Raw genomic sequence first — 21,228 nt, forward strand, 5'->3', positions numbered from 1 at the left:
CCGGCCCTCCGCGAGGGCTCTGGCCGGCACCGCGTCATCGACGACGCAAGGACCACCATGACGCCCGACTCACAGCACGACGCCGAGCTTCTTGACCGTCCTCGGATGACGCTGCGGGTGTCCCGCGACAGCGGGCGCACCTTCGGCCGCGTGAAGCACGTCTACGCCCGCGACTGCGAACCCCCGGAGCTGAACGGCGTCTACCCGCCCTGCGAGTGCGCCCGCTGTCGCGGACGAGGGGAGGCCCCGTGACCGCGCCCGCGCGGCGCACCTTCGCGGACGGCCCGGTCACCCTGCCCGGTATGTGGCCCATCCGCGACGCCACCCCGGCACCCGGCTGCGGCCGGTGCACCGACCTGGCCGACGACCGCGCGGCGTGCCGCGCGGCGGGCGATATGTCCGCCGTCAGCGACGCCAACGTCCTCATCCGCAGACACCCCACCCACTGACCCCCGCCCAGCCCGCTACGTCCGCCGCCGGCACGGCGGGCGGCCCTCCATCAGCCCCGGCTCGCCCGCATGCCGTCCGCAGCGGGTGCCCGCCGGGTGTACGTAGGTGGGCGAAACTCGGCCCCCGTGGGTGATTTGTGCTGGCTCAGGGGGTGGGTTACCCCGAGTTCGTCACCGCCACGTGCATACCGATGTCCGGCTCCCGGCCGCCCCCGGCAATCGCCGCCCCCGGCCCTTGTTACCCCCGGCCCTCCGGCGCCCCCGGCGCGCCCGGGGACACATGCACCTTTGGTCCCGCTCCCGCGCCCTGCGGGCGTGTTCCCGACAGCACTCCCGCCACCGCCTCCAGGCCCACCGTCGCCGCCACCAGCGGGCGGGGGTCCACCGACCCCTCCGCGTACGCCGTGATCGTCTCCGCCAGGCCCGGGGACGCGCTCAGCACGCCCACCGCCGTCGCGTCCTTCAGGGCCAGGGCGCGGGTGTCCAGCAGGCTCGGGGTGCCCGCCAGGCCGATGAACACCACCCGGCCGCCCGGCTCCACCAGCTCCACCGCCCGCGCCGGGAGCGACTCCGCGTTGGAGGCGTCGACCACCGCGTCGTAGCGGATCGGCGGCAGGGTCTTCGCCGTCCAGCAGCGGTCGAAGCCCAGCGACGCGGCGAACTCCAGCGACGCCGGGTCGCGGCCCAGCACGTGCACCTCCGCGCCCGCCCGGCGGGCGAACATGGCGGTGAGCAGGCCGATCGTGCCCGGGCCCGCGACCAGCACCCGGTCGCCCGCCGCGGCCACCGCCGCCCGGGCCGCGCGCAGCGCGTTGCCGCCCGGCTCCACCAGCGCGCCCATGGTGTCGTCGACCGGGTCCGGCAGCGCGTGCAGCGACCACGCCGGTACGGCCAGCTGTGCCGCGAGCGCGCCCGGGCGGCCGCGGATGCCCACCTCCTCGCGGTCCTCGCAGAGGTGCTGCCGCCCGCCCCGGCAGCGGCGGCAGGCGGGGCCGCGGCAGCCCAGCATCGTGTCGCCCGTCACGCGCCGCCCCACCCAGCCCGGGTCGGCGCCGGTGCCCACCGCCGCGACCCGGCCGGACCACTCGTGTCCGGGGCGTACGGGGAAGCGCGCGCGGCCGTCGCGGAGGTACTGCAACTCGCCGGAGTACAGCTCCACGTCCGTCCCGCACAGCCCCACGCGCGCGACGTCCACCACCGCCTCGCCCGGTCCGGCGGCCGGCGGCGCGGCGTCCACGACCGCGCCGTCGCCGGGGCCGTGCAGCACGAACGCCCTCAACGGCGGTGGCCCTCAGTGCGACTCACGGCTCACCTCGGAGCCGGACGAGCCGACGAGGAAGTCCAGGTCCGCCCCGGTGTCCGCCTGCTGCACGTGGTCCACGTACAGCCGCTCCCAGCCGCGCCGCGGCGCCGCGTAGCCCGCCACCGTCGCCGCGTTCGGCGTGCGGGCCGCCAGCTCCGCGTCCGGTACGTCCAGGGTGAGGGTGCGCCCCTCGACGTCGAGGGCGATCCAGTCGCCGTTCCGTACGAGCGCCAGCGGCCCGCCCGCCGCCGCCTCCGGCGCGACGTGCAGCACCACCGTCCCGTACGCCGTGCCGCTCATCCGGCCGTCGCAGATCCGCACCATGTCGCGTACGCCCTGCTCCAGCAGCTTGCGCGGCAGCGGCATGTTCGACACCTCCGGCATGCCGGGGTAGCCGCGCGGGCCGCAGCCGCGCAGGACGAGCACCGAGTCGGCGTCGACGTCGAGGTCCGGGGCGTCGATGCGGGCGTGGAAGTCCTCGATGCTGTCGAAGACGACCGCGCGTCCGCGGTGCCGCAGCAGCTCGGGGGAGGCGGCGGCGGGTTTGACGATGGCGCCGGAGGGGGCGAGGTTGCCGCGGAGCACGGCGATGCCGGCGGCGGGCTGGAGCGGCGCGGCGCGGGTGCGGATGACCTCGGGGTCCCAGATGCGGGCGCCGTCGAGGTGGTCCGCCAGCGGGCGGCCGGTGACGGTGAGCGCCGCCGGGTCGAGGAGGTCGCGTACCTCGGCCAGCACGGCCGCGAGGCCGCCCGCGCGGTACAGGTCGTCCATCAGGAACCGGCCGGCCGGCAGCAGGTCGACCAGGAGCGGTACGTCCGCGCCGACCCGGTCGAAGTCGTCGAGGCCGAGCTCCACGCCGAGCCGGCCGGCGAGGGCGAGGAGGTGGACGACGGCGTTGGTGGAGCCGCCGGTGGCGGCGAGCGCGACGATCGCGTTGCGGAACGAGGCGGCCGTGATGATCCGCGACGGCGTACGCTCCTCGCGCACCAGCTCGACCGACAGCCGCCCCGACTCGTGCGCCGCCTCCAGCAGCCGGCTGTCCGGCGCCGGCGTCCCGGCCAGGCCGGGGAGGACCATGCCCAGCGCCTCGGCGAGCACGGCCATGGTGGAGGCGGTGCCCATGGTGTTGCAGTGCCCGCGGCTGCGGATCATGGAGGACTCGGAGCGGGTGAAGTCCCGCTCGGACATCTTGCCCGCGCGCACCTCCTCGCTCAGCCGCCACACGTCGGTGCCGCAGCCCAGCGGCTGCCCGCGGAAGGTGCCGGTGAGCATCGGCCCGCCGGGGACGACGAGCGCGGGCAGGTCGACCGAGGCGGCGGCCATGAGCAGGGCGGGGATCGTCTTGTCGCAGCCGCCGAGGAGCACCAGGCCGTCGACGGGGTTGGCGCGGAACATCTCCTCCGCCGCCATGGCCGCCATGTTGCGCCACAGCATCGCGGTGGGCCGCACCTGGGTCTCGCCGAGCGAGACCACGGGCAGCTCCAGCGGGATGCCGCCCGCCTCGTGCACGCCGTCGCGCACGGAGCGGGCGACCTCGGTGAGGTGGGAGTTGCAGGGGGTCAGGTCGGAGGCCGTGTTGGCGATCGCGATGTGGGGGCGGCCGGAGAACGCGTCGTGCGGCAGGCCGCGGCGCATCCACGCGCGGTGCATGTACGCGTTCCGGTCCGTACCCCCGTACCACTGGGCGCTTCGCAGCTCGGCAGCCATACACCGTCCTTCGTCTCGTGCGGGGGGAACCTCCGCACGGTAATCGGTTGCTACGCGTCCTGCCTAGCCACCGGCCGTCCGTCACCGCGGGGCGAACACCCCCAGCGCGTCGTACGCGATCCACGACCCGCTCGTCTTGCGCAGCGTCAGGACGTTCTCGCCGGGGGTGAAGAGGCCCGCCGCCAGCGGGAGTTCGTAGGACGACGGCTTCAGTACGCTGCCCGGCCGGGCGGCGTCGCCCTCCAGCGACCCGCGGGTCGCGCCGCCGCGGAACGCAAGGGTGCGTACCGCGTGGCCGTTGAGCGCGAGGTCGGCGGTGCCGGCGGCGGTGGCGTGCGAGTCGATGAGCCAGAGCGCGAAGCCGAGGTCGTGCGCGGGGGCGGCGGGCAGGTCGAAGCGGAGGGTGAAGGTGTGCTCCTTCCGGCCGGCCCAGGAGTCGCGCGGGCCCGGGTGCAGGTAGCACCAGTCGCGGCCGGGGTCGGAGGTGCCGTGGCGGAAGTCGACGTCCTGCGGGAAGGCCGTCGGGTAGCGCGCGCTCTGGTTGGGCGACAGCGCGAACTCCAGCCCCCGGTGGTCGAAGTCGCCGACCTGCGCCACCGGGCGGCCCGCGGCCAGCGAGCGCGCGTTGGCCGCCTCGGCGGGGCGCGCGGGCCGGGTCCGCGCGCCGGAGTCGACCACGGCGACGACGGTGTAGCGGCGGGTCACGGGCGCGGGGCCGACGCGGTGGGTGTGGTGCGGGAAGAGGGTGCGGGCGAGGAGGGTGCTGCCGGCGGCGGTGAGTTCGTGGACCTCGTAGTGGTCGACGAGCTGCCGGCCGCGCGTCCGGTACGGGCGCCACGTCAGCTCGACGGCGCCCAGCCCGCCGGCGGCGGCGAGCCCGGAGACCGCGCCGGGGGCCCGGCCGGAGTGCCCGTGCCCGTGCCCGGCGGCGGGGACGGTGGCAGGGTCGGCGGTGGCGGGGTCCGGGGTGTCCGTGGTGTCCGTGGTGTCCGTGGTCATCGTCAGCTCACCTTCTGCATGCCGGGGCGGCCGTGCTCGACGCGGAAGCGGTCCAGCCGGAACCCGGCCGCCCGGTTGTCCGCCTGTACGTACGGCACCGCCCGGTACTCGGCCGTGACCGCGCCGGCGTCCGCGTGCCCGAGGACGTAGCCGCGGCGGCCGTCGTAGAACCGCATCCAGGGGTGCTGCATCCAGTCCTGCGTGTAGCCGTCCGTCGGGGCGCCGTCGCCGTCGGAGGCGATGGACGTACCGAGGAACTCGCTGCCCACGACCCGCGATCCGGGGTCGGCGAAGTCCGCGAGCAGGTCGCCCGCGATGGAGCGGTGGCAGTCGCCGGTGAAGACGACGGACGGCGCGACGCCCGGCTCGCCGAGGACGTCGAGGAGGCGCTGCCGGGCGGCCGGGTAGCCGTCCCACTGGTCGACGCGGTTCTCCGTCACCCGGACCAGCCCGACCTGCTGGAGCAGCAGGTTCCAGCGGGTGCCCGCGGAGCGCAGCCCGTGGGCGAGCCAGCGCTCCTGCTCGCGGCCGAGCATGGTGCGGTCGGGCGCGTGCTGCTCGGCGGCGTCGGCGGGCCTGGGGTCGCGGTACTGGCGGGCGTCGAGCACGTGCAGGGTGGCCAGGCCGCCGTAGCGCAGCCGGCGGTGCAGGCGGGCGTCGGGGCCGTGGGCGAGGGCGAGCGGGGGCAGCGGGCAGTTCTCGTAGTACGCGCGGTACGCGACCGCCCGGCGGAGCAGGAAGTCCTCTTCGCTCAGGCCGTAGTACGAGTCCTCGTCGGCGTAGTCGTTCTGCACCTCGTGGTCGTCGGGGGTGAGGATCCACGGCGCCGCGGCGTGCATCGCCTGGAGGTCGGGGTCGGTCTTGAACAGCGCGTAGCGCAGGCGGTGGTCGGCGAGGGTGCTGGTCTCGGTCGCGTGGCGCGCGCCGGGCGCCGGGGCGTTGCGCCTCATGTTCGCGGCGGTGATGCCGTACTCGTAGACGTAGTCGCCGAGGAAGAACACCACGTCGGGGTCGCGGTCGAGCATGTCCCGGTACGCCGTGAAGTGCCCGTGGTACCAGGCCTGGCAGGAGGCGGTGGCGAAGGTGAACGAGCCGCGGGCGGAGCGGGCGCCGGGCGCGGTGCGGAACCGGCCGGCGGGGCTGGTGTGGCCCCGGGTGCGGAAGCGGTAGAAGTACTGCCGGCCCGGGCGCAGCCCGCGGACCTGCGGGTGCACCGAGTGCCCCAGCTCGGGCAGCGCGAGCGCGGAGCCGGCGCGTACGACCCGGCGGAAGCGCTCGTCCTCCGCGACCTGCCAGCCGACGCGGTAGCCGGCGCGGGGCATGCCGCCGTGGCCGTCGTCGGCCAGCGGGTCGGGCGCCAGCCGGGTCCACAGCACGGCGCCGTCCGCGGCGGGTTCGCCGCTGGCGACGCCGAGGCGGAACGGGTCGGCGCGCAGCCGGGGGGCGCCGCCGGCGGCCTCGGCCCGCCCGGCGAGCCCGGCCCCGGCGAGCAGCGCGCCGACGCCGACGCCCGCGGCCTGGAGGAACGAACGGCGGCGCGGGGAATGGGGTGCTGACGTCACCTGGGCCTCCCGGGTGTGGTGAAGATCCGGAAGGATGGTCACCGGGCGGGATGGCCGGTGCGCGACGCGCAGGTGAAGGGGTGCGGGACGGCAGAGAGACGGTCGGGACCCGCAACGCGGCGGTACGGGACGGCCCGTGGGCGCAGGTACGAACCGCCCGTGGGCGGCGCGCGGCCCTCAGCCGTACTGCGCGACGCGCCGCTCGGCGGCGGCGAGGTACTCGCTCAGCGCCCGGCGGGAGCGGGTGAGCGTCGTGATGTGCGCGTCGAGGCCGTCCAGCCGGTCGCGGAACTTGTCCACCAGCTCGGGGCAGGGCTCGAAGTCCGGCCCGGTGCCGGTGGCGCACGGCAGCAGCCAGGCGATGTCCGCGGTCGACAGGCCGGCGTCGAGGAGGCGCACGATCTGCGTGACGGTGAGCACGGCGTCGTCCGCGTACTCGCGGTAGCCGTTGCCGGAGCGGGCGGGCTCCAGGAGGCCCTGGGCCTCGTAGTAGCGCAGCTGGTGCGCGTGGACGCCGGTGCGCCTGCTCAGCTCGCCGATCCGCATCCGCGCTCCTCCCCGCCCCCGGTGGGCTTGACCTTCATACCGATGTGAAGGTTGACCATTCTGCCATGACGAACGACAACCGCCCCGGCGACGCCCCCGTCGCCGTACTCGGCCTCGGCCTGATGGGCCACGCCCTCGCCGCCGCCCTGCTGCGCGCCGGCCACCCCACCACCGTCTTCAACCGCACCCCCGCCAAGGCCGACGACCTCGTCGCCGCCGGCGCCCGCCGCGCCGCCACGCCCGCCGAGGCCGTCGCCGCCGCCCCGCTGGTGATCGCCTGCGTCACCGACTACGACGCGCTGCGCACCCTCCTCGACCCCGTGGACCCCGCCGCCTTCGGCGGCCGCACCCTGCTCAACCTCACCAGCGGCACCTCGGCGCAGGCGCGCGACACCGCCGCCTGGGCCGCCGGGCGCGGCGCGGCGTACCTCGACGGCGGCATCATGGCCAACCCGTCGGGCATCGGCACCGCGGAGGCGACCATCGTCGTCAGCGGCGCGCGCGCGGAGTTCGACCGCCACGCGCCCGCGCTGCGCGCGCTGGCCGCCGACCTCGCGTACCTCGGCGACGACCAGGGGCGCACGGCGCTGTACGAGATGGCGGTGGTGGGCCTGATGTGGAGCATCCTCAACGGCTGGCTCCAGGGCGCCGCGCTGCTCGGCACGGCGGGCGTGCCCGCGGACGCGTACACGGCCGTCGCCGGGAAGGGCATCGCGACCGTCACCGCCTGGCTCCCCGGCTACGCGAAGCAGATCGACGCCGGTGTCTTCCCGGGGGACGACGCCACGCTCGACATCCACCGGGCGTCGATGGCACACCTCGTTCAGGAGAGCGAATCCCTCGGCGTGAACGCGGAGTTCCCGGCCCTGATCAAGTCCCTCGCCGACCGCGCCGCGGCGGCCGGGCACGGCGGGGAGGGATACGCGGTGATGATCGAGGAGTTCCGCCGCCCGGCGGCGCCCACGCAGACGTAGCGCCGCCGGAACACCACCCACCGACCAGGACTTGGCTACCCACATGACCACGACCCCGTACGACCCCCGCGCGCTGCTCGCCGAGAGCCGCCTCGGCGTGCTGGCCACCCTCAAGAAGGACGGGCGCCCGCAGCTGTCGCCCGTCATGCCCTTCTACGACCGGGACGCCGGCGTCCTCCACGTCTCGATGACCGAGGGCCGCGCCAAGACCGCCAACCTGCGCCGCGACCCCCGCGCCGCCCTGGAGGTCACCGCCCCGGACGGCCGCTCCTGGGCCACCGCCGAGGGCGCCGTCACCCTCGTCGGCCCCGGCACCGACCCGCACGGCCCGGAGGTCGGCGCGCTGGTGGACTACTACCGCGCCGCGGCGGGGGAGCACCCCGACTGGGACGAGTACCGCGCGGTGATGGTCGCCGACCGCCGGGTGCTCATGACCATGGCCGTCGACCGCGTCTACGGCGAGCGGCTCGGCTGACGCACGCGCGTACGGACGGGGTGCCGGGCGGCCCGCCCGGCACCCCGCCGGCGCTGCGCGTACGTCATCCCCGCGGGGGACGGGGGCGGGCGGCGTACTCGGTTTTCAGTAGCCGGAAGTGTCGTACGGGCGACGACGACGGCGCGGGGTCCCCGCGGAAACGCTGGAGGGGTACGTCGAGACCCCAGAAGCGGAGACCCCTTCCATGGCCACCTTCCTGTACCGGCTGGGCCGGTTCGCCTTCCGCCGGCGGCTTTCCGTCGTGCTGCTGTGGGCAGCCGTTCTCGCCGCCGTCGGCCTCGCCGGAATGAGCGCGGGCGACCCGCCCGACGACTCCGAGTCGATGCCCGGGATCGAGGCGCAGCGCGCCTTCGACCTCATCGAGGAGCGCTTCCCCGGCGCCGCGGCCGACGGCGCCGACGCCCGCGTCGTCTTCGTCGCGCCCGGGGACGAGAAGATCACCGAGGGGGCGGGGCGCGGGGCCGTGGCCGCCTTCGTCCGCGACATGGCCGACGCGCCGCAGGTCGCCACGGTGGCGGACCCGTTCGGCGGGCAGGGGGTGAGCGACGACAAGACCACCGCGTACGCCACCGTCACCTACGAGGTCGCCGAGGCCGACGTCAGCGGGGCCGCCAAGGCGGCGCTCGACAACGCCGTCGACGCCGCCCGGGACACGGGCGTGACCGTCGAGGCCGGGGGCAGCGCGGTGGAGCCCGCCGAGTCGGCGGGCATCGGCGAGGTGCTCGGCTTCGGCGTCGCCGCGGTGGTGCTCCTCATCACCTTCGGCTCGCTGGCCGCGGCCGGGGTGCCGCTGCTCACCGCGGGCGTCGGCATCGGCGTCAGCATGTCCGCGATCATCGCCCTGGGCAGCACGTTCGGGCTGTCCTCGACGGTCGGCGAGCTGGCGATGATGCTCGGGATCGCGGTCGGCATCGACTACTCGCTCTTCGTCGTCTCCCGCTACCGCGAGGAGCGGGCCACCGGGTACGAGCCGCGCGAGGCGGCGGGCCGGGCGGCGGGCACGGCGGGGTCCGCGGTGGTGTTCGCGGGGCTGACCGTGGTGATCGCGCTGGCCGGGCTGGCGGTGGTCGGGATGCCGATGCTGACGAAGATGGGGCTGGGCGCCGCGGGGGCGGTGCTGGTGGGCGTGCTGGTCGCGCTGACGCTGGTGCCGGCGCTGCTGGGCTGGTGGCCGGACGCGGTGCTGACGCGCGGCTCGCGCCGGGGCGGGTCCCGCCGGCGCTGGGGGCGCGGCGGCCGGGCCGGTGCGGAACGCCCCCTCGGCGTCCGCTGGGCCCGCTTCGTCCTGCGCCGCCCCGTTCCCGTCCTCCTCGTCACCGTCGCCGGGCTCGGCATCCTCGCCGTACCCGCCCTCGACATGCGCCTCGGCATGCCCGGCGACGAGGCCAAGCCCACCTCCAGCACCGAGCGCCGCGCCTACGACGCCCTCGCCGAGGGCTTCGGCCCCGGCTTCAACGGCCCCCTCACCGTCGTCGTCGACGCGACCGGCGCCGACGACCCGAAGGCCGCCGTGGGCGAGGTGGCCGCGTCGATCGGCGCCACCGACGGCGTCGTCTCCGTCTCGCCGCCGGAGTTCGACGAGGCCGGCGGCACCGCCGTGCTCTCCGCCACCCCGGCCACCGCCCCCACCAGCGAGCGCACCAAGGACCTCGTGCACGACATCCGCGGCCAGCGCCCGGCGACGGAGGCCGCCACCGGCGCGACGTACGAGGTCACCGGCACCACCGCGCTCAACATCGACGTCGGGCAGAAGTTCCAGGACGCCCTGGTCCCGTATCTGGCGACCGTCATCGGCCTCGCGTTCGTACTGCTCATGCTGGTCTTCCGCTCCGTGCTCGTGCCGCTGAAGGCGACCCTCGGGTTCCTGCTGTCGGTGCTCGCCGCCCTCGGCACCGTCGTCGCGGTCTTCCAGAAGGGGCACCTGTCCGGCCTGTTCGGTGTGGAGCAGCCCGGGCCGATCGCGAGCATCATGCCGATCATCCTGGTGGGCATCGTCTTCGGCCTGGCCATGGACTACCAGGTCTTCCTCGTCTCCCGGATGCGCGAGGCGTACGTACACGGGGAAGACCCCCGCGAGGCGGTGGTCAGCGGGTTCCGGCACAGCGCGCGGGTGGTGACGGTCGCCGCGGTGATCATGATGGCCGTGTTCGCCGGGTTCATGACCGGCGGCGAGCAGGTGATCGTGATGATCGGCTTCGGGCTGGCCGCCGCGGTCCTCTTCGACGCCGTCATCGTCCGCATGGTGTTCGTCCCCGCCGTCCTCGCGCTGCTCGGCAAGCGCGCCTGGTGGCTGCCGCGCCCGCTGGAGCGGCTGCTGCCGCGCGTGGACGTGGAGGGCGAGGCGCTGGGCCGCGGGGCCCCGGGCCCGCGGCCGGTCCCGGACGACGACGAGCTGGACCGGGACCACCTGACGCGCGTCTGACGCCCCGGGCCGCGGCGCCGCCCGCGGCCCGGCGGCCGGCGCCACCCGGGCCGCCGCCCGGGTGGCGCTCGCCGGACGCCCGCCGTGTGTCCGACCATGGAACGGACCACGGGCCGGACCACCCCCGAGCGGAGAATGCCGTGCTCCCCATCTGGTCGCGGTTCCACGACCGCCACCCCCGTCTCGTCGAGGCGGGCCTGCTGCTGCTCGTGCTCGCCATCACCAGCCGCCAGTACGTCGAAGGCGACCACGGCTGGGCCGCCGGGCAGCCCCTCGCGGTCGCGGCCGTCGTCCCGCTGCTGTGGCGCCGCCGCCACCCCGGCCCCGTCGTGGTGGCCACCGCGGTCGTCGCCGCCGTCTCCGCGGGCCTCGGCTACACGCTCTCGCCGCCGCTGATGGCGGCGTCGGTCGTCGCGCTGTACGAGCTGGCCGTACGCGCCCCGCAGCGGACCGTCTACCTGCACCACGCCCTCGTCGTCCTCCTCGTCGTGCCGCCCGCGCTGCTCGCCGACGAGGAGGGGCAGGGCTGGGTGCAGGAGTCGATCGGCCCGGTGTTCTGGCTCCTGCTGCCGGTCCTCGCCGGCACCGCCGTGCAGGTGCGGCGCGCGTACCTCGACGCCGTGCACCTGCGCGCCGAGTACGCCGAGCGCACCCGCGAGGAGGAGGCCCGCCGCCGGGTCGCGGAAGAGCGCGTACGCATCGCGCGCGACCTCCACGACGTCGTCGCTCACCACATGGCGCTCGCGCACGCCCAGGCCGGGGCCGCCGCCCGGCTGGCGCGCAACCGGCCGGTGCAGGCCGAGGAGATCCTCGGCGAGCTGACCGGCACCACGTCCGCGGCGCTGCGCGAACTCCAGGCCACCGTCGGCCTGCTGCGCCAGCCGGGGGAGGGCGACGAACCGGACGGCGCGGGGGAGCCGCTGGAACCGGCGCCGGGCCTCGGGCGGCTGCCCGAGCTGGTCGCCGCGTTCGGCTCCGCGGGGCTGTCCGTCACCGTCGACGCCGAGGGCGCGGAGCGGGCGCTGCCACCGGGCCTGGACCTCACCGCGTACCGGATCGTGCAGGAGGCGCTGACGAACGTCGCCAAGCACGCCGGCGCGGGTGCGGCGCGGGTGCGGCTCACGTACGCTCATGACCGGCTGACCCTCACCGTCAGCGACGACGGCGGCGCCGGCCGGCCGCCCCCGCCGCCGGGCGGCGGCTTCGGGCTCATCGGCATGCGCGAGCGCGCCCAGACCGCCGGCGGCAGCCTGCGCGCGGGGCCCCGGCCGGAAGGCGGCTTCGCCGTCACCGCCGAGCTGCCCCTGCCCGTACGGCCCCCGCCCGCGCCCGTCGCCCCCGCCCCGCCGCCCCCCGAGCCCCCCGGAGAGCCCCGATGACCGTCCGCGTGCTGCTCGCCGACGACCAGGCCCTGCTGCGGGCCACGTTCCGGGTCCTGCTCGACTCGTACCCGGACCTGGAGGTCGTCGCCGAAGCGGCCGAGGGCGACGAGGCCGTCGAACTCGCCCGCGCGCACCGCCCCGACGTCGTCGTCATGGACATCCGCATGCCAGGCACCGACGGCCTCGCCGCGACCGAGACGATCTGCGTCGACCCGGAGCTGGCGGACGTGCGGGTGCTGGTCCTCACCACGTTCCAGACCGACGAGCACGTGGCCCGCGCGCTACGCGTCGGCGCCGCCGGCTTCCTCGGCAAGGACGCCTCCGCCGACGAACTCGTCGACGCCGTCCGCACGGTCGCCGACGGCGAGGCGCTGCTGTCGGCGACCGCCACCCGCTCGCTCATCGCCCGCTTCCTCGCCACCCCCGAACCCGGCGCGGCGGTCGCCGCGCCGGGCGACCTGGCGGTGCTCACCGCCCGGGAGCGCGAGGTGACGGCGCTGGTCGCGGCGGGGCTGTCGAACGCGGAGATCGCGGCGGAGCTGGTGGTCAGCCCGCTGACGGTACGGACCCACGTGCAGCGCGCGAAGACGAAGCTGGCCGCCCGCGACCGCGCCCAACTCGTCGTCCTGGCCTACCAGTCGGGCCTGGTACGCCCCCCGGAGTGAGCCCCACCGGCGAGCCCGGCAAACGGAAGCGGCCCGAGGGAGTCTCCCCGGGCCGCGACGTGTGTGCCCCCTCCTCTTTCGCGCCCCGCGAGGCGCCGCCCACTCCCGCCCCGCAGCCGACGCGGCGGCCCCCCGCCCGTCCCGCCCGGCGCAAACGGAAGCGGCCCGAGGAGTGTCCCCGGGCCGCGACGTTCGTGCGGACATGTGCGAATGTCCTGCTGAAAAGAGACCGCGATACGGCGATCTCACGCACCACCGCCCGGTCGCGGCCGCCAGTCGAGCGCGGGCGCGTGGTTCAGGATCTCGTTCTCCAAGTGCTGGAGCGCGGGCCGGGGATCGATACCCAGCTCCTCCGCCAGCCGGCGCTGGTTGGTCCGCAGCACCGCCAGGGCGTCGGCCTGCCGGCCGGCCCGGTACAGCGCCAGGCTCAGCAGCTCGCAGCCGTACTCGCGCAGCGGGTGCGCCTGCGTGAACGCCTCCAGCTCCGCCACGGCCATCTCGTGAGCGCCCACCGCGAGCAGCGCGGCGCACCGCCCCTCGATGACCGAGAGCCGCAGCTCCTCCAGCCGGGCGACCTCGGGCCGTACGTAGGTGGTGTCGGCCACCTCCGCGTAGGCCTGACCGCGCCACAGCATCAGTCCGGCTTCTAATTCACGCAGTGCCTGCTGCGGCTTGCCGCGGTCGAGGGCCTCCCAGCCCGCGCTGGCGCGCTCGCTGAACCGGTGCACGTCGACCTCGACGACGTGGTTGTCCAGCAGGTAGCCGCGACCGTAGGTGCGGAGCACGGTCGCGGGGGTGCGCGGTGCGCGGTTGGGTTCGAGCACGCGGCGCAGGTTGGCCACGTACGCCTGGAGTGAGGTGATCGCCGACGGCGGCGGGTTGCCGGTCCAGAGCTCCTCGACGATGACGTCCACCGCCACCGGCTGGCCGACCTTGCTGACCAGCAGCGCGAGCAGAGCCCGCTGCTTCGGGGCGCCCAGGTCTAATACCCGGCCGTCGACGACGGCCTCGATGGGGCCGAGCGCCCGGAACTCCGCCATGGGCCGGGGCGGGTCCGGGATCATCGAGGACTGCGCCGGGCTCCAGTGGATCGGGCGCGGGGAACGCGCGGAAGGGGCCGGAGGCGCGGCCGGCGGCGGCTCCGTGAGCGCGGGTTCACCGGGCGTGCCGACGGCGAGAGGGGATGTGGTGGATTCGAGTTCTAGGTCGAGTTCCTTTGCGAAATACACCTTCAATATCTCGTTTGCGCGGCGGAGTTCCTGAACTTCGCGCTCCAGCTCCGCGATGCGCCGCGCATCACCGTTGCCGGTTGCCGTGCGGTGGCCGCCGTCCACGGGGGACGGGCAGGTTCCGCCCAATCCAGCGCCGATTACCATCGTGTCGACGTTGGTTCTGTCGTTCGTCATCTGTGAACTCCCAACATCTCACCGCCTTTTCCGGGGCGCCTGGCCACGGCCGGGTGTCGGCCTGGCCGGATGCCCGCCGTGCAGCCAAGCAGGGTCCGGTCACCGTACGTTCCGTGCGGTGTGCGCGAGTGGTGCTGCGTGGCGCCCCGGGGAGCGCTTTCACACCGCGGCATGACAGCGGCCCGCCGGCAGCGCAGCGCGATGGGTGCGCGCTGTCGGACTACCGGGCGGTAAGCGGAGACGATGTGCGCCGCGTCAGAGAGCGTAGGCGCCGTAGGGATTTGCTGCCGAAAAGCAGCAATCGCAACTGGAGTTTCGTGAAATTCGACTTTTGCCGGATGCGGCGGCCAGGAGTTCCGAATCTGGCCGTGCGGCCAGTGGCCGGGTTCCGGCCCTGCGTCGATCATTAGCATTTCTGCTGCCCCCGTGTTTGTCGTCCAGTCCCCCGAGACTGGCCGGGGGCCAGCGTAGCCGTGAACCCTAATCCAGTCAAGGCCCGGCATTGCCGGCTGTGGGTTTTACACGACCGGTACACAACGCAATGGATCTTCGCCTTGCCGGGTACTGAGAGCAACGATCGATCTGGGGGCTTCGACGCTTTTCTCCCCGGCTATTCGATCCCAACATCGCCTACCGGTGTTGTCAACACGGTTCCGGTGCCGTCGCCCCTCTCCTGTTCGGGTGCCTGTCTGTTCTCGCACGTCGAAGGTGTGATCGATTGTGCCAGCCGGGGGGTGGGGGGCAAGGTCCTGCCATCCGCCCGGGACATGGCAGGAACTTGCTACTCAGAGGGTTGCCGTGACGTTCCGGCAAGATCGTTTACGGGCTCGTCCGGGACGCCCGCGCCGGGGTCGACGCCCAGGTGGGTGCGGGTGCGTCAAGCGGAAGGCGGGTGGAGGGGAAGGTTCCGGATCCGGTCGGCGGGAGCGGGTGTCGTAGACCCTCCGTCAGCACCGCGGAGCCCTCCACGCGCGTAGCAGAGCGTGACGGCGACCCCCGTGGGGGAGCCCTCCCGGGCGGTGCCGGAGACGGGCCGGGGGGTGGCAAGTCCGGCAAAGTCGGCAATGAAATTTCATCCCGGTCCGCGAGCTACGGACCGGATGCGGCTCCCCGGCTGGTCCCGGGCCCGCCGGATGCCGATCTTCATCTTTCCGGGGCCGGGTTCAGGCGATTATCGAGCCGAAATAATCCGTTGTTTGCCGAGACGTCACCGAGCCCCGGGGGCCGTCCTCGCCGTGCCCTCCGGAGCCGGAGGTTTTCCCGCCGTTCTTCAATTCCCGATGCGTTGAATAATAGTCGGCCGGGAGGTGCGGCGGAGGGTCCGGTCCTTTGCAATGCCGACGAAAGCGGAATCTACCCCGGGGCGCCGGCGGCCGGGGTCCGGGCCCCGCCCGCGGGGCGGTGCGCGCGCCGGGAGCGCCTGGATCGGGGGAGGCGGGGGAGGGGCGCGGCGCGGAGACGTCCGCCGGGAGCGGGCCCCGGGGCCCGGCGGCCCCGGGCGGGCCGCGGAGCTCCCCGCGGCGCGGCACGGCCGGTCGGGCGCCGAGATCCCGCAGGTCACCACCCCGGCAAGCGGCCGCCGCCCGCGTCGCGGCCGGGTCCCTCCCGGGGGTGTGGCCGACATCGCCCGGGCGGCCCCGCGCCGGGGCGTTCCGCGGAACCGGGCCCGCGCGACGCAGGCGGCCGGCGTGCCCGTACGGCCACCGGCGGCGCCGGACCGGCCGCCGGGCCGGCGCACGGCCCCCGCGTCGCCCCGCCGGGGGCCGGGTCCGCGGGCCGGTTCCGGAATGCCGCCAAGCCGGCGCCAACCCGTTCGATAGTGCCAGCCAAATCACCCGGCCGATGCTGAGCACACGCAGCATCGGTAAAGAGACGTCGGCAGGACGGTGTCGGGGAGGCTCATCCGGAAGCTCTCGCTTCCAGATCGCGGGGATGACGACGGCGCCCGGTCTCGGACGCCGCTTCCTGCGGTTCGGCGGCGGCGGTCGGGGGCTGCCCGGGCTCCCCGGTGGCCTGCCCGAGCCGTCACACAGGGAAGGCCGAGCATGGATGCCATCGAAGTTCCGGTTCTGATCGTCGGCGGCGGCGGGTGCGGCCTGTCCGCCTCCCTCTTCTTGTCCGACCTGGGCGTGGAGCACCTGCTGGTCGAGCGGCACACGGACACGTCGAGGCTGCCGCGCGCCCACTACCTCAACCAGCGCACCATGGACATCTTCCGGCAGCACGGACTCGTGGACGTCGTCCACGAACTCGCGGCGCCGGTGGAGATGTTCGGCCGGGTGCGCTGGCAGACCTCGCTCACCGGCGACGGGCCGCTCGACGCCCGGGTCATTCACGAGATGGACGCCTTCGGCGGCGGCGCGCTCACCGACGTGTACGCGGAGCACGGCCCGGTGCTGCCGGCCAAGCTCCCGCAGCTGCGGCTGGAGCCCGAGATGCGCCGCCGCGCCGAGCGGGACAACCCCGGCGGGGTGCTCTTCGGCCACGAGCTGACGACCTTCACCGACGAGGGCGACCGCGTCGTCGCCGAGATCCGCGAGGTCGCCACCGGCGAGACCACGACGGTCACGGCGCAGTACCTCATCGCCGCCGACGGCGGCCGCACCGTCGGCACCCAGCTGGGCGTGCGGATGGAGGGCGTGCCCAGCATGCTCAACGTCACCACCGCGTACCTCACCGCCGACCTCTCCCGCTGGTGGCACGACGGCACGATCATCACCTGGTTCGTCAACCCCTACCGGCCCGACCTCTCCTGCACCCTGATGGAGATGGGCCCCACCTGGGGGAAGAACTGCGAGGAGTGGGCGCTCCACTTCAACCCCGGCGACGCCGACCGCGACGACCCCGACCAGATGATCGCCCGGATCCGGGAGGTCCTCGGCATCCCCGACCTGGAGCTGACCCTGCACCGGATCAGCCAGTGGACCGTCGAGGGCGTCCTCGCCGACCGCTACCGCCAGGGCCGCGTGCTCATCGTCGGCGACGCCGCGCACCGCCAGCCGCCGACCACCGGCCTCGGCCTCAACGGCGGCGTCCAGGACGTGCACAATCTGGCGTGGAAGCTGGCCGCCGTGGTCTCCGGCCGCGCCGACGACAGCCTCCTCGACTCGTACGAGACCGAGCGCCGCCCCGTCGGGAAGCGGAACGTCGAGTGGGGCCTGTCGACCTGGTTCCACCACAAGGTGGTCACCGAGGCCGCCGTCGGCCTCGGCGCCCACATCCCGGTCGAGCGCCGCCCCTCGGTGTTCGCCGCCTTCTTCGACTCCTCCCCGGTCGGCCGGGCCGTCCGGGCCCGGGCGGCGGAGATCCTCAACACCCACCGCTCCGAGTGCCAGGCCCTCGACCTGGAGGTGGGCTTCACGTACGAGGACGGCGCGCTCGTCCCCGACGGCACCGAGCCGCCCGCCCGCGCGGCCCTGGGCAACGAGTACCACCCCACCACCCGGCCCGGGCACATGCTCCCGCACGCCTGGATCGAGCGCGACGGCGAGCGGCTGTCCACCCACGACCTGGTCGGCCGGGCCGGCGGCTTCGTGCTGATCGCCGGCCCGGAGGGCAAGGCGTGGTGCGACGCGGCGGCCGAGGCCGCCGAGAAGCTCGCGGTCCCGCTCACCACGGTCCGCATCGGCGACGGCGCCGAGTACACCGCCGCCGACGCCCGGTGGGCGGCCGTCCGTGAGATCACCGACGAGGGCGCCGTCCTGGTGCGCCCCGATCACCACGTGGCCTGGCGCAGCAGGACGGCCGGCGACGACCCGGCCGCCGCGCTGGGCGACGCGCTCTCGCACGTCCTCGCCCGGGGTTAGCACCACCCGCCGGGCGGCGCGGCCGCGGTGCCGCGCCGCCCCGGCCGGTCGCGCACGTGTGCGGCCCGGCCCCGGGTCACATTCGCCCCACCGCCCCTGTCAAGAGGGTTGGGGACGTTTGTCCGTCACACGCGACAAGGAGAAGATCGTGGCAACACAGAGCGCAGACTCTGCTGCCGGGCCGGGCCCGGGAGCGGGCGGAGTGACGGAGGCCGACCCCAGGCGGTGGCTCATCCTCCTCGTCATCTGCGTCGCCCAGCTCATGGTGGTCCTGGACGCGACCATCATGAACCTCGCGCTGCCGTCGGCGCAGGAGGACCTGGAGTTCTCGCTCGCGAACCGGCAGTGGGTCGTCACCGCGTACGCGCTGGCGTTCGGCAGCCTGCTGCTCTTCTGCGGCCGGCTCGTCCTCCTCTTCGGCCTCAAGCGGAGCTTCCTCGTCGGCCTGGTCGGCTTCGCCGGCGCCTCCGCCGTCGGCGGCGCCGCGACCAGCTTCGAGATGCTGGTCGGCGCCCGCGTCGGCCAGGGCGTCTTCGCCGCGCTGCTGGCGCCGGCCACGCTGACGCTGCTGAGCACGACGTTCACCGACCCCAAGGAGAAGGGGAAGGCGTTCGGCGCCTTCGGCGCGGTCGCGGCCAGCGGCGCGGGCCTGGGCCTGATCATCGGCGGGGCGCTCACCTCCGGTTTCTCCTGGCGCTGGTGCATGTACGTCAACCTGCTTTTCGCCGCCGTCGCGCTGATCGGCGCGGGGCTCCCCCTCGGCGGCAAGGGCGGCCCCCAGGGCCCGCGGGCCCGGCTCGACATCCCGGGTGTCGTCCTGGTGTCCAGCGCGATGTTCTGCGTCGTCTACGGCTTCTCCAACGCGGCGAACGAGGACTGGAGCACCCCGGAGACCTGGGGCTTCCTCGTCGCCGGCGTCGTGCTGCTGATCGCCTTCGCCGGCTGGCAGGCCCGCGCGGCGCACCCGCTGCTGCCGCCGCGCGTCGTCCTCGACCGCAACCGCGGCGGCGCGTACCTGACGATGCTGCTCGTCGGCGCCGGCGTCTTCGGCTTCTTCCTCTTCCTCATCTACTACATGCAGACCACGCTCGACTACTCGGCGATCACCTCGGGCGTCGCCCTGCTGCCGATGGTCGTGCTCACCGCCGTGGCGGTGAACATCGGCAACATCAAGATCATGCCGAAGTACGGCCCCAAGCCGCTGGTCATCGCGGGCCTGACGCTCAACGCACTCGGCACCGCCTGGCTGACCAACGTGGACGTCGACTCCTCCTACGCCACCGCGCTCCTCGGCCCGATCCTGATCTTCGGCTTCGGCATGGGCTTCATCTTCGCCGCGGCGCTCCAGACCGGCACCACCGGCGTCCAGCCGCAGGACGCGGGCATCGCCTCGGCGAGCATCCAGGTCGGCCAGCAGCTCGGCGGCTCGATCGGCACCGCGCTGCTCAACACCATCGCGGCGAGCGCCATCACCGACTACGTGACCGAGCACGCCCAGGGGCCGCCGACCGAGGAGCTCCTCCAGCTGGCCGCGGTCGACAGCTACGTCACCGTGTTCTGGTGGTGCGCGGGCCTGTTCGCGGCCGGCGCCGTCATCTGCGGCCTGCTGATCCGCTCCGGTCCGCTGCCCGCGCCCGCGTACGGGGAGAAGGCCGCGGACACGACGGAGAAGGCGCATTCCTGACGCGACCACCGGCACGGAAGCCACCCCGAAACCGCACACGGCAGACCGGGCGGCCCGCGGCAGCGGGCCGCCCGAGCACGTGGGCGGCGCCCGCGGACGGCGGCCCTCCACCGGCCGGCCGACCGCACTGACCTGGGTCGGCGCCGCACGCGCCAACTGAACGCCAAGTCGTTGGTGTGTGGTGGCCAAGCGGGTTGCCGGATGCTGGATTGGCGCTTCGGGCAATGACGCTGGTCTGGGTGGAGGGCCTTGTGAGCCGGAATCCGGTGCAGAGACGTGGGTTGTTTTTGGGTGTGTTGGCGCAGCGTGCGGCTGTGCGGCACGGGTCGGTGTTGCTGACGCTGGATCATGATCTGGATGTGCTGCCACAGGCGGGGCGTCGGATCACGGTCAATGAGCTGGCGTATCACGTGGGTGATCTGGCGGGGCGGCTGGCGGCGGCGGGGTTGCGGGCCGGGGATCATCTGGTGGTCTACAAGCGGCCGAACTTCGACTCGTGGATCCTGGGCACCGCCGCGGCGCGGGTGGGTGCGGTGCCGGTGATGCTGTCCCCGGCGCTGGACGCGCCCACCGTCGCCGCGCTGATGCGGCGTCTGGGCCGTCCGCGGCTGCTGACCGACGCCGCAAAGCTTCAACTGCTGGCCGGTGAGGACCTCGACACGCTGGCCGAGTCGGTGATCACGGTGGCGGACCTGGCCGGGCTGGAGGACTCCCCGGGCATCCGGCCGGTCTTCACGGGGCTGGACGAGCCGGCGATGATCACGCACACGTCGGGGACGACGGGCCTGCCGAAGCTGGTGGTCCACACCGCCCGCACCATGCGCACCCGGCTGCGCCCGCAGCTGTTCATGCTCGGCGTCATGCCCCGGCGCGAGACCGTCGCGATCAGTATCCCGTTCGTGCACTCCCGGCTGTTCGCCGCGATGGCCCTGGTCCTGACCAAGGGCATGCCGACGCTCCTGGTCAACGACCAGAGCCCGGACGCGGTGGCGAAGTTCTTCGTCAAGAACCGGCCCGGGCTCATCGAGGCCCTGCCCAACTCCTTCCTGGCCTGGGAGGAACTCGTCGACGACCCCCGCCGCCCGTTCGCGTCGGTGAAGTACTTCTCCTCCACCTTCGACGCCATCCACCCGCGGACCGTGCGCCGCCTGCTGGACTCCTCGCGGCGCCGGGCACCGCAGTTCTTCCAGATCTACGGCCAGTCCGAGGTCGGCCCCGCCGTCGGCCGCCCCTACTACCGCCGCCACGCCCGCGAGATGGACGGCCGCTGCGTCGGCTTCGCCCTGCCCGGCAGCGCCAGAGTCCGCGTCGTGTCCCAAAACGACGCCCCCGTCGGCGAGGACAACCCCGGCTTCATCGAGGTCCGCTGGGACGGCATCGCCAAAACCTACCTGGGCGAACAGGACCGCTACGACGAGAACGTCCACGACGGCTGGTGGCGCACCGGCGACGTCGGCTACCGCACCCGCGCCGGCTGCCTGCACATGCTCGACCGCGAAATCGACACCATCCCCGGCGTCGGCTCCGTCCTGGAAATCGAGGACGCCGTCCTGGACCGCCTGACCGAACTCGTCGAACTCGCCGTCGTCCCCGGCCCCGACGCCACCGCCGTCCCCATCGTCTGCACCCGCGACGACCAGCCCGTCGACCCCGACCGCTGGCGCCAGGCCACCACCGACTACCCCCAACTCACCGCACCCGTCCACCTCCCCCTCGCCCAACTCCCACGCACCGCCACCCTGAAGACCCGCCGCGTCGAACTGTCCCGCATCCTCCACGACAAACTCCAAGAACAATCCTGATAACCGCCGCCCGCACCCGGCGGCG

General features: G+C 74.4%; 16 protein-coding genes. 10 read left to right on the forward strand and 6 right to left on the reverse strand.

Features of this window, described 5'->3' with window-relative positions; translation table 11 throughout:
* The first annotated feature begins 57 nt into the window (after positions 1-57).
* Entirely contained in the window at positions 58-252 is a 195-nt protein-coding gene (locus tag ACHZ99_RS23250; RefSeq protein ID WP_420306638.1) for a hypothetical protein, read from the forward strand.
* Positions 249-449, forward strand: coding sequence for a hypothetical protein (locus ACHZ99_RS23255; RefSeq protein WP_420306639.1), 201 nt, complete (start codon positions 249-251; stop codon positions 447-449). Before ACHZ99_RS23250 ends, ACHZ99_RS23255 begins: the two co-directional genes overlap by 4 nt.
* Before the next feature lie 238 nt (positions 450-687).
* On the opposite strand, the gene ACHZ99_RS23260 is transcribed toward ACHZ99_RS23255, so the two are convergent.
* The 5 genes from ACHZ99_RS23260 to ACHZ99_RS23280 form a co-directional block, all read right to left on the reverse strand.
* Positions 688-1,728, reverse strand: coding sequence for a zinc-dependent alcohol dehydrogenase (locus ACHZ99_RS23260; protein ID WP_420306640.1), 1,041 nt, complete (start codon positions 1,726-1,728; stop codon positions 688-690).
* A 12-nt stretch (positions 1,729-1,740) separates the two neighbouring features.
* A complete protein-coding gene (locus ACHZ99_RS23265) occupies positions 1,741-3,459 on the reverse strand; it encodes an IlvD/Edd family dehydratase (protein WP_420306641.1) in 1,719 nt (572 codons plus the stop codon).
* An 81-nt stretch (positions 3,460-3,540) separates the two neighbouring features.
* Complete coding sequence (locus ACHZ99_RS23270) at positions 3,541-4,458, reverse strand: polysaccharide lyase family protein (protein ID WP_420306642.1); 918 nt, start codon at positions 4,456-4,458, stop codon at positions 3,541-3,543.
* Between the two features lie 2 nt (positions 4,459-4,460).
* On the reverse strand, positions 4,461-6,020 hold the full coding sequence (locus ACHZ99_RS23275) for an alkaline phosphatase D family protein (protein ID WP_420306643.1): 1,560 nt from the start codon (positions 6,018-6,020) through the stop codon (positions 4,461-4,463).
* 177 nt (positions 6,021-6,197) lie between these two features.
* Complete coding sequence (locus tag ACHZ99_RS23280) at positions 6,198-6,566, reverse strand: MerR family transcriptional regulator (RefSeq protein WP_420306644.1); 369 nt, start codon at positions 6,564-6,566, stop codon at positions 6,198-6,200.
* Positions 6,567-6,631: 65 nt separating this feature from the next.
* Between ACHZ99_RS23280 and ACHZ99_RS23285 the strand changes: the two genes are divergently transcribed.
* The 5 genes from ACHZ99_RS23285 to ACHZ99_RS23305 all read left to right on the forward strand — a co-directional run bounded on the left by ACHZ99_RS23285 (position 6,632) and on the right by ACHZ99_RS23305 (position 12,505).
* A complete protein-coding gene (locus ACHZ99_RS23285; protein WP_420306645.1) occupies positions 6,632-7,540 on the forward strand; it encodes an NAD(P)-binding domain-containing protein in 909 nt (302 codons plus the stop codon).
* Between the two features lie 43 nt (positions 7,541-7,583).
* Positions 7,584-8,015, forward strand: coding sequence for a PPOX class F420-dependent oxidoreductase (locus tag ACHZ99_RS23290; protein WP_420306646.1), 432 nt, complete (start codon positions 7,584-7,586; stop codon positions 8,013-8,015).
* 205 nt (positions 8,016-8,220) lie between these two features.
* Entirely contained in the window at positions 8,221-10,458 is a 2,238-nt protein-coding gene (locus ACHZ99_RS23295) for an MMPL family transporter (RefSeq protein WP_420306647.1), read from the forward strand.
* A gap of 140 nt (positions 10,459-10,598) precedes the next feature.
* The gene (locus ACHZ99_RS23300) at positions 10,599-11,837 is read left to right on the forward strand and encodes a sensor histidine kinase (RefSeq protein ID WP_420306648.1); all 1,239 of its coding nucleotides are present in this window, start codon (positions 10,599-10,601) and stop codon (positions 11,835-11,837) included.
* The gene (locus ACHZ99_RS23305) at positions 11,834-12,505 is read left to right on the forward strand and encodes a response regulator transcription factor (RefSeq protein ID WP_420306649.1); all 672 of its coding nucleotides are present in this window, start codon (positions 11,834-11,836) and stop codon (positions 12,503-12,505) included. The genes ACHZ99_RS23300 and ACHZ99_RS23305 overlap by 4 nt, the downstream gene beginning before the upstream one ends.
* A gap of 245 nt (positions 12,506-12,750) precedes the next feature.
* Here the strand turns inward: ACHZ99_RS23305 and ACHZ99_RS23310 are convergent, their stop codons facing one another.
* Positions 12,751-13,881, reverse strand: coding sequence for an AfsR/SARP family transcriptional regulator (locus ACHZ99_RS23310; RefSeq protein WP_420306727.1), 1,131 nt, complete (start codon positions 13,879-13,881; stop codon positions 12,751-12,753).
* A 2,075-nt stretch (positions 13,882-15,956) separates the two neighbouring features.
* Between ACHZ99_RS23310 and ACHZ99_RS23315 the strand changes: the two genes are divergently transcribed.
* The 3 genes from ACHZ99_RS23315 to ACHZ99_RS23325 all read left to right on the forward strand — a co-directional run bounded on the left by ACHZ99_RS23315 (position 15,957) and on the right by ACHZ99_RS23325 (position 21,203).
* Positions 15,957-17,717, forward strand: a complete 1,761-nt coding sequence (locus ACHZ99_RS23315; protein ID WP_420306650.1) for an FAD-dependent monooxygenase — start codon at positions 15,957-15,959, stop codon at positions 17,715-17,717.
* A 202-nt stretch (positions 17,718-17,919) separates the two neighbouring features.
* Positions 17,920-19,401 (forward strand): MFS transporter, encoded by a 1,482-nt coding sequence (locus tag ACHZ99_RS23320; RefSeq protein WP_420306651.1) that lies wholly within the window; start codon positions 17,920-17,922, stop codon positions 19,399-19,401.
* 224 nt (positions 19,402-19,625) lie between these two features.
* A complete protein-coding gene (locus tag ACHZ99_RS23325; RefSeq protein WP_420306652.1) occupies positions 19,626-21,203 on the forward strand; it encodes a class I adenylate-forming enzyme family protein in 1,578 nt (525 codons plus the stop codon).
* Positions 21,204-21,228: the final 25 nt, after the last annotated feature.

The organism is Streptomyces sp. MAR4 CNX-425, assembly GCF_048656465.1.
In the GTDB taxonomy this organism is placed as follows: Bacteria; Actinomycetota; Actinomycetes; order Streptomycetales; family Streptomycetaceae; genus Streptomyces.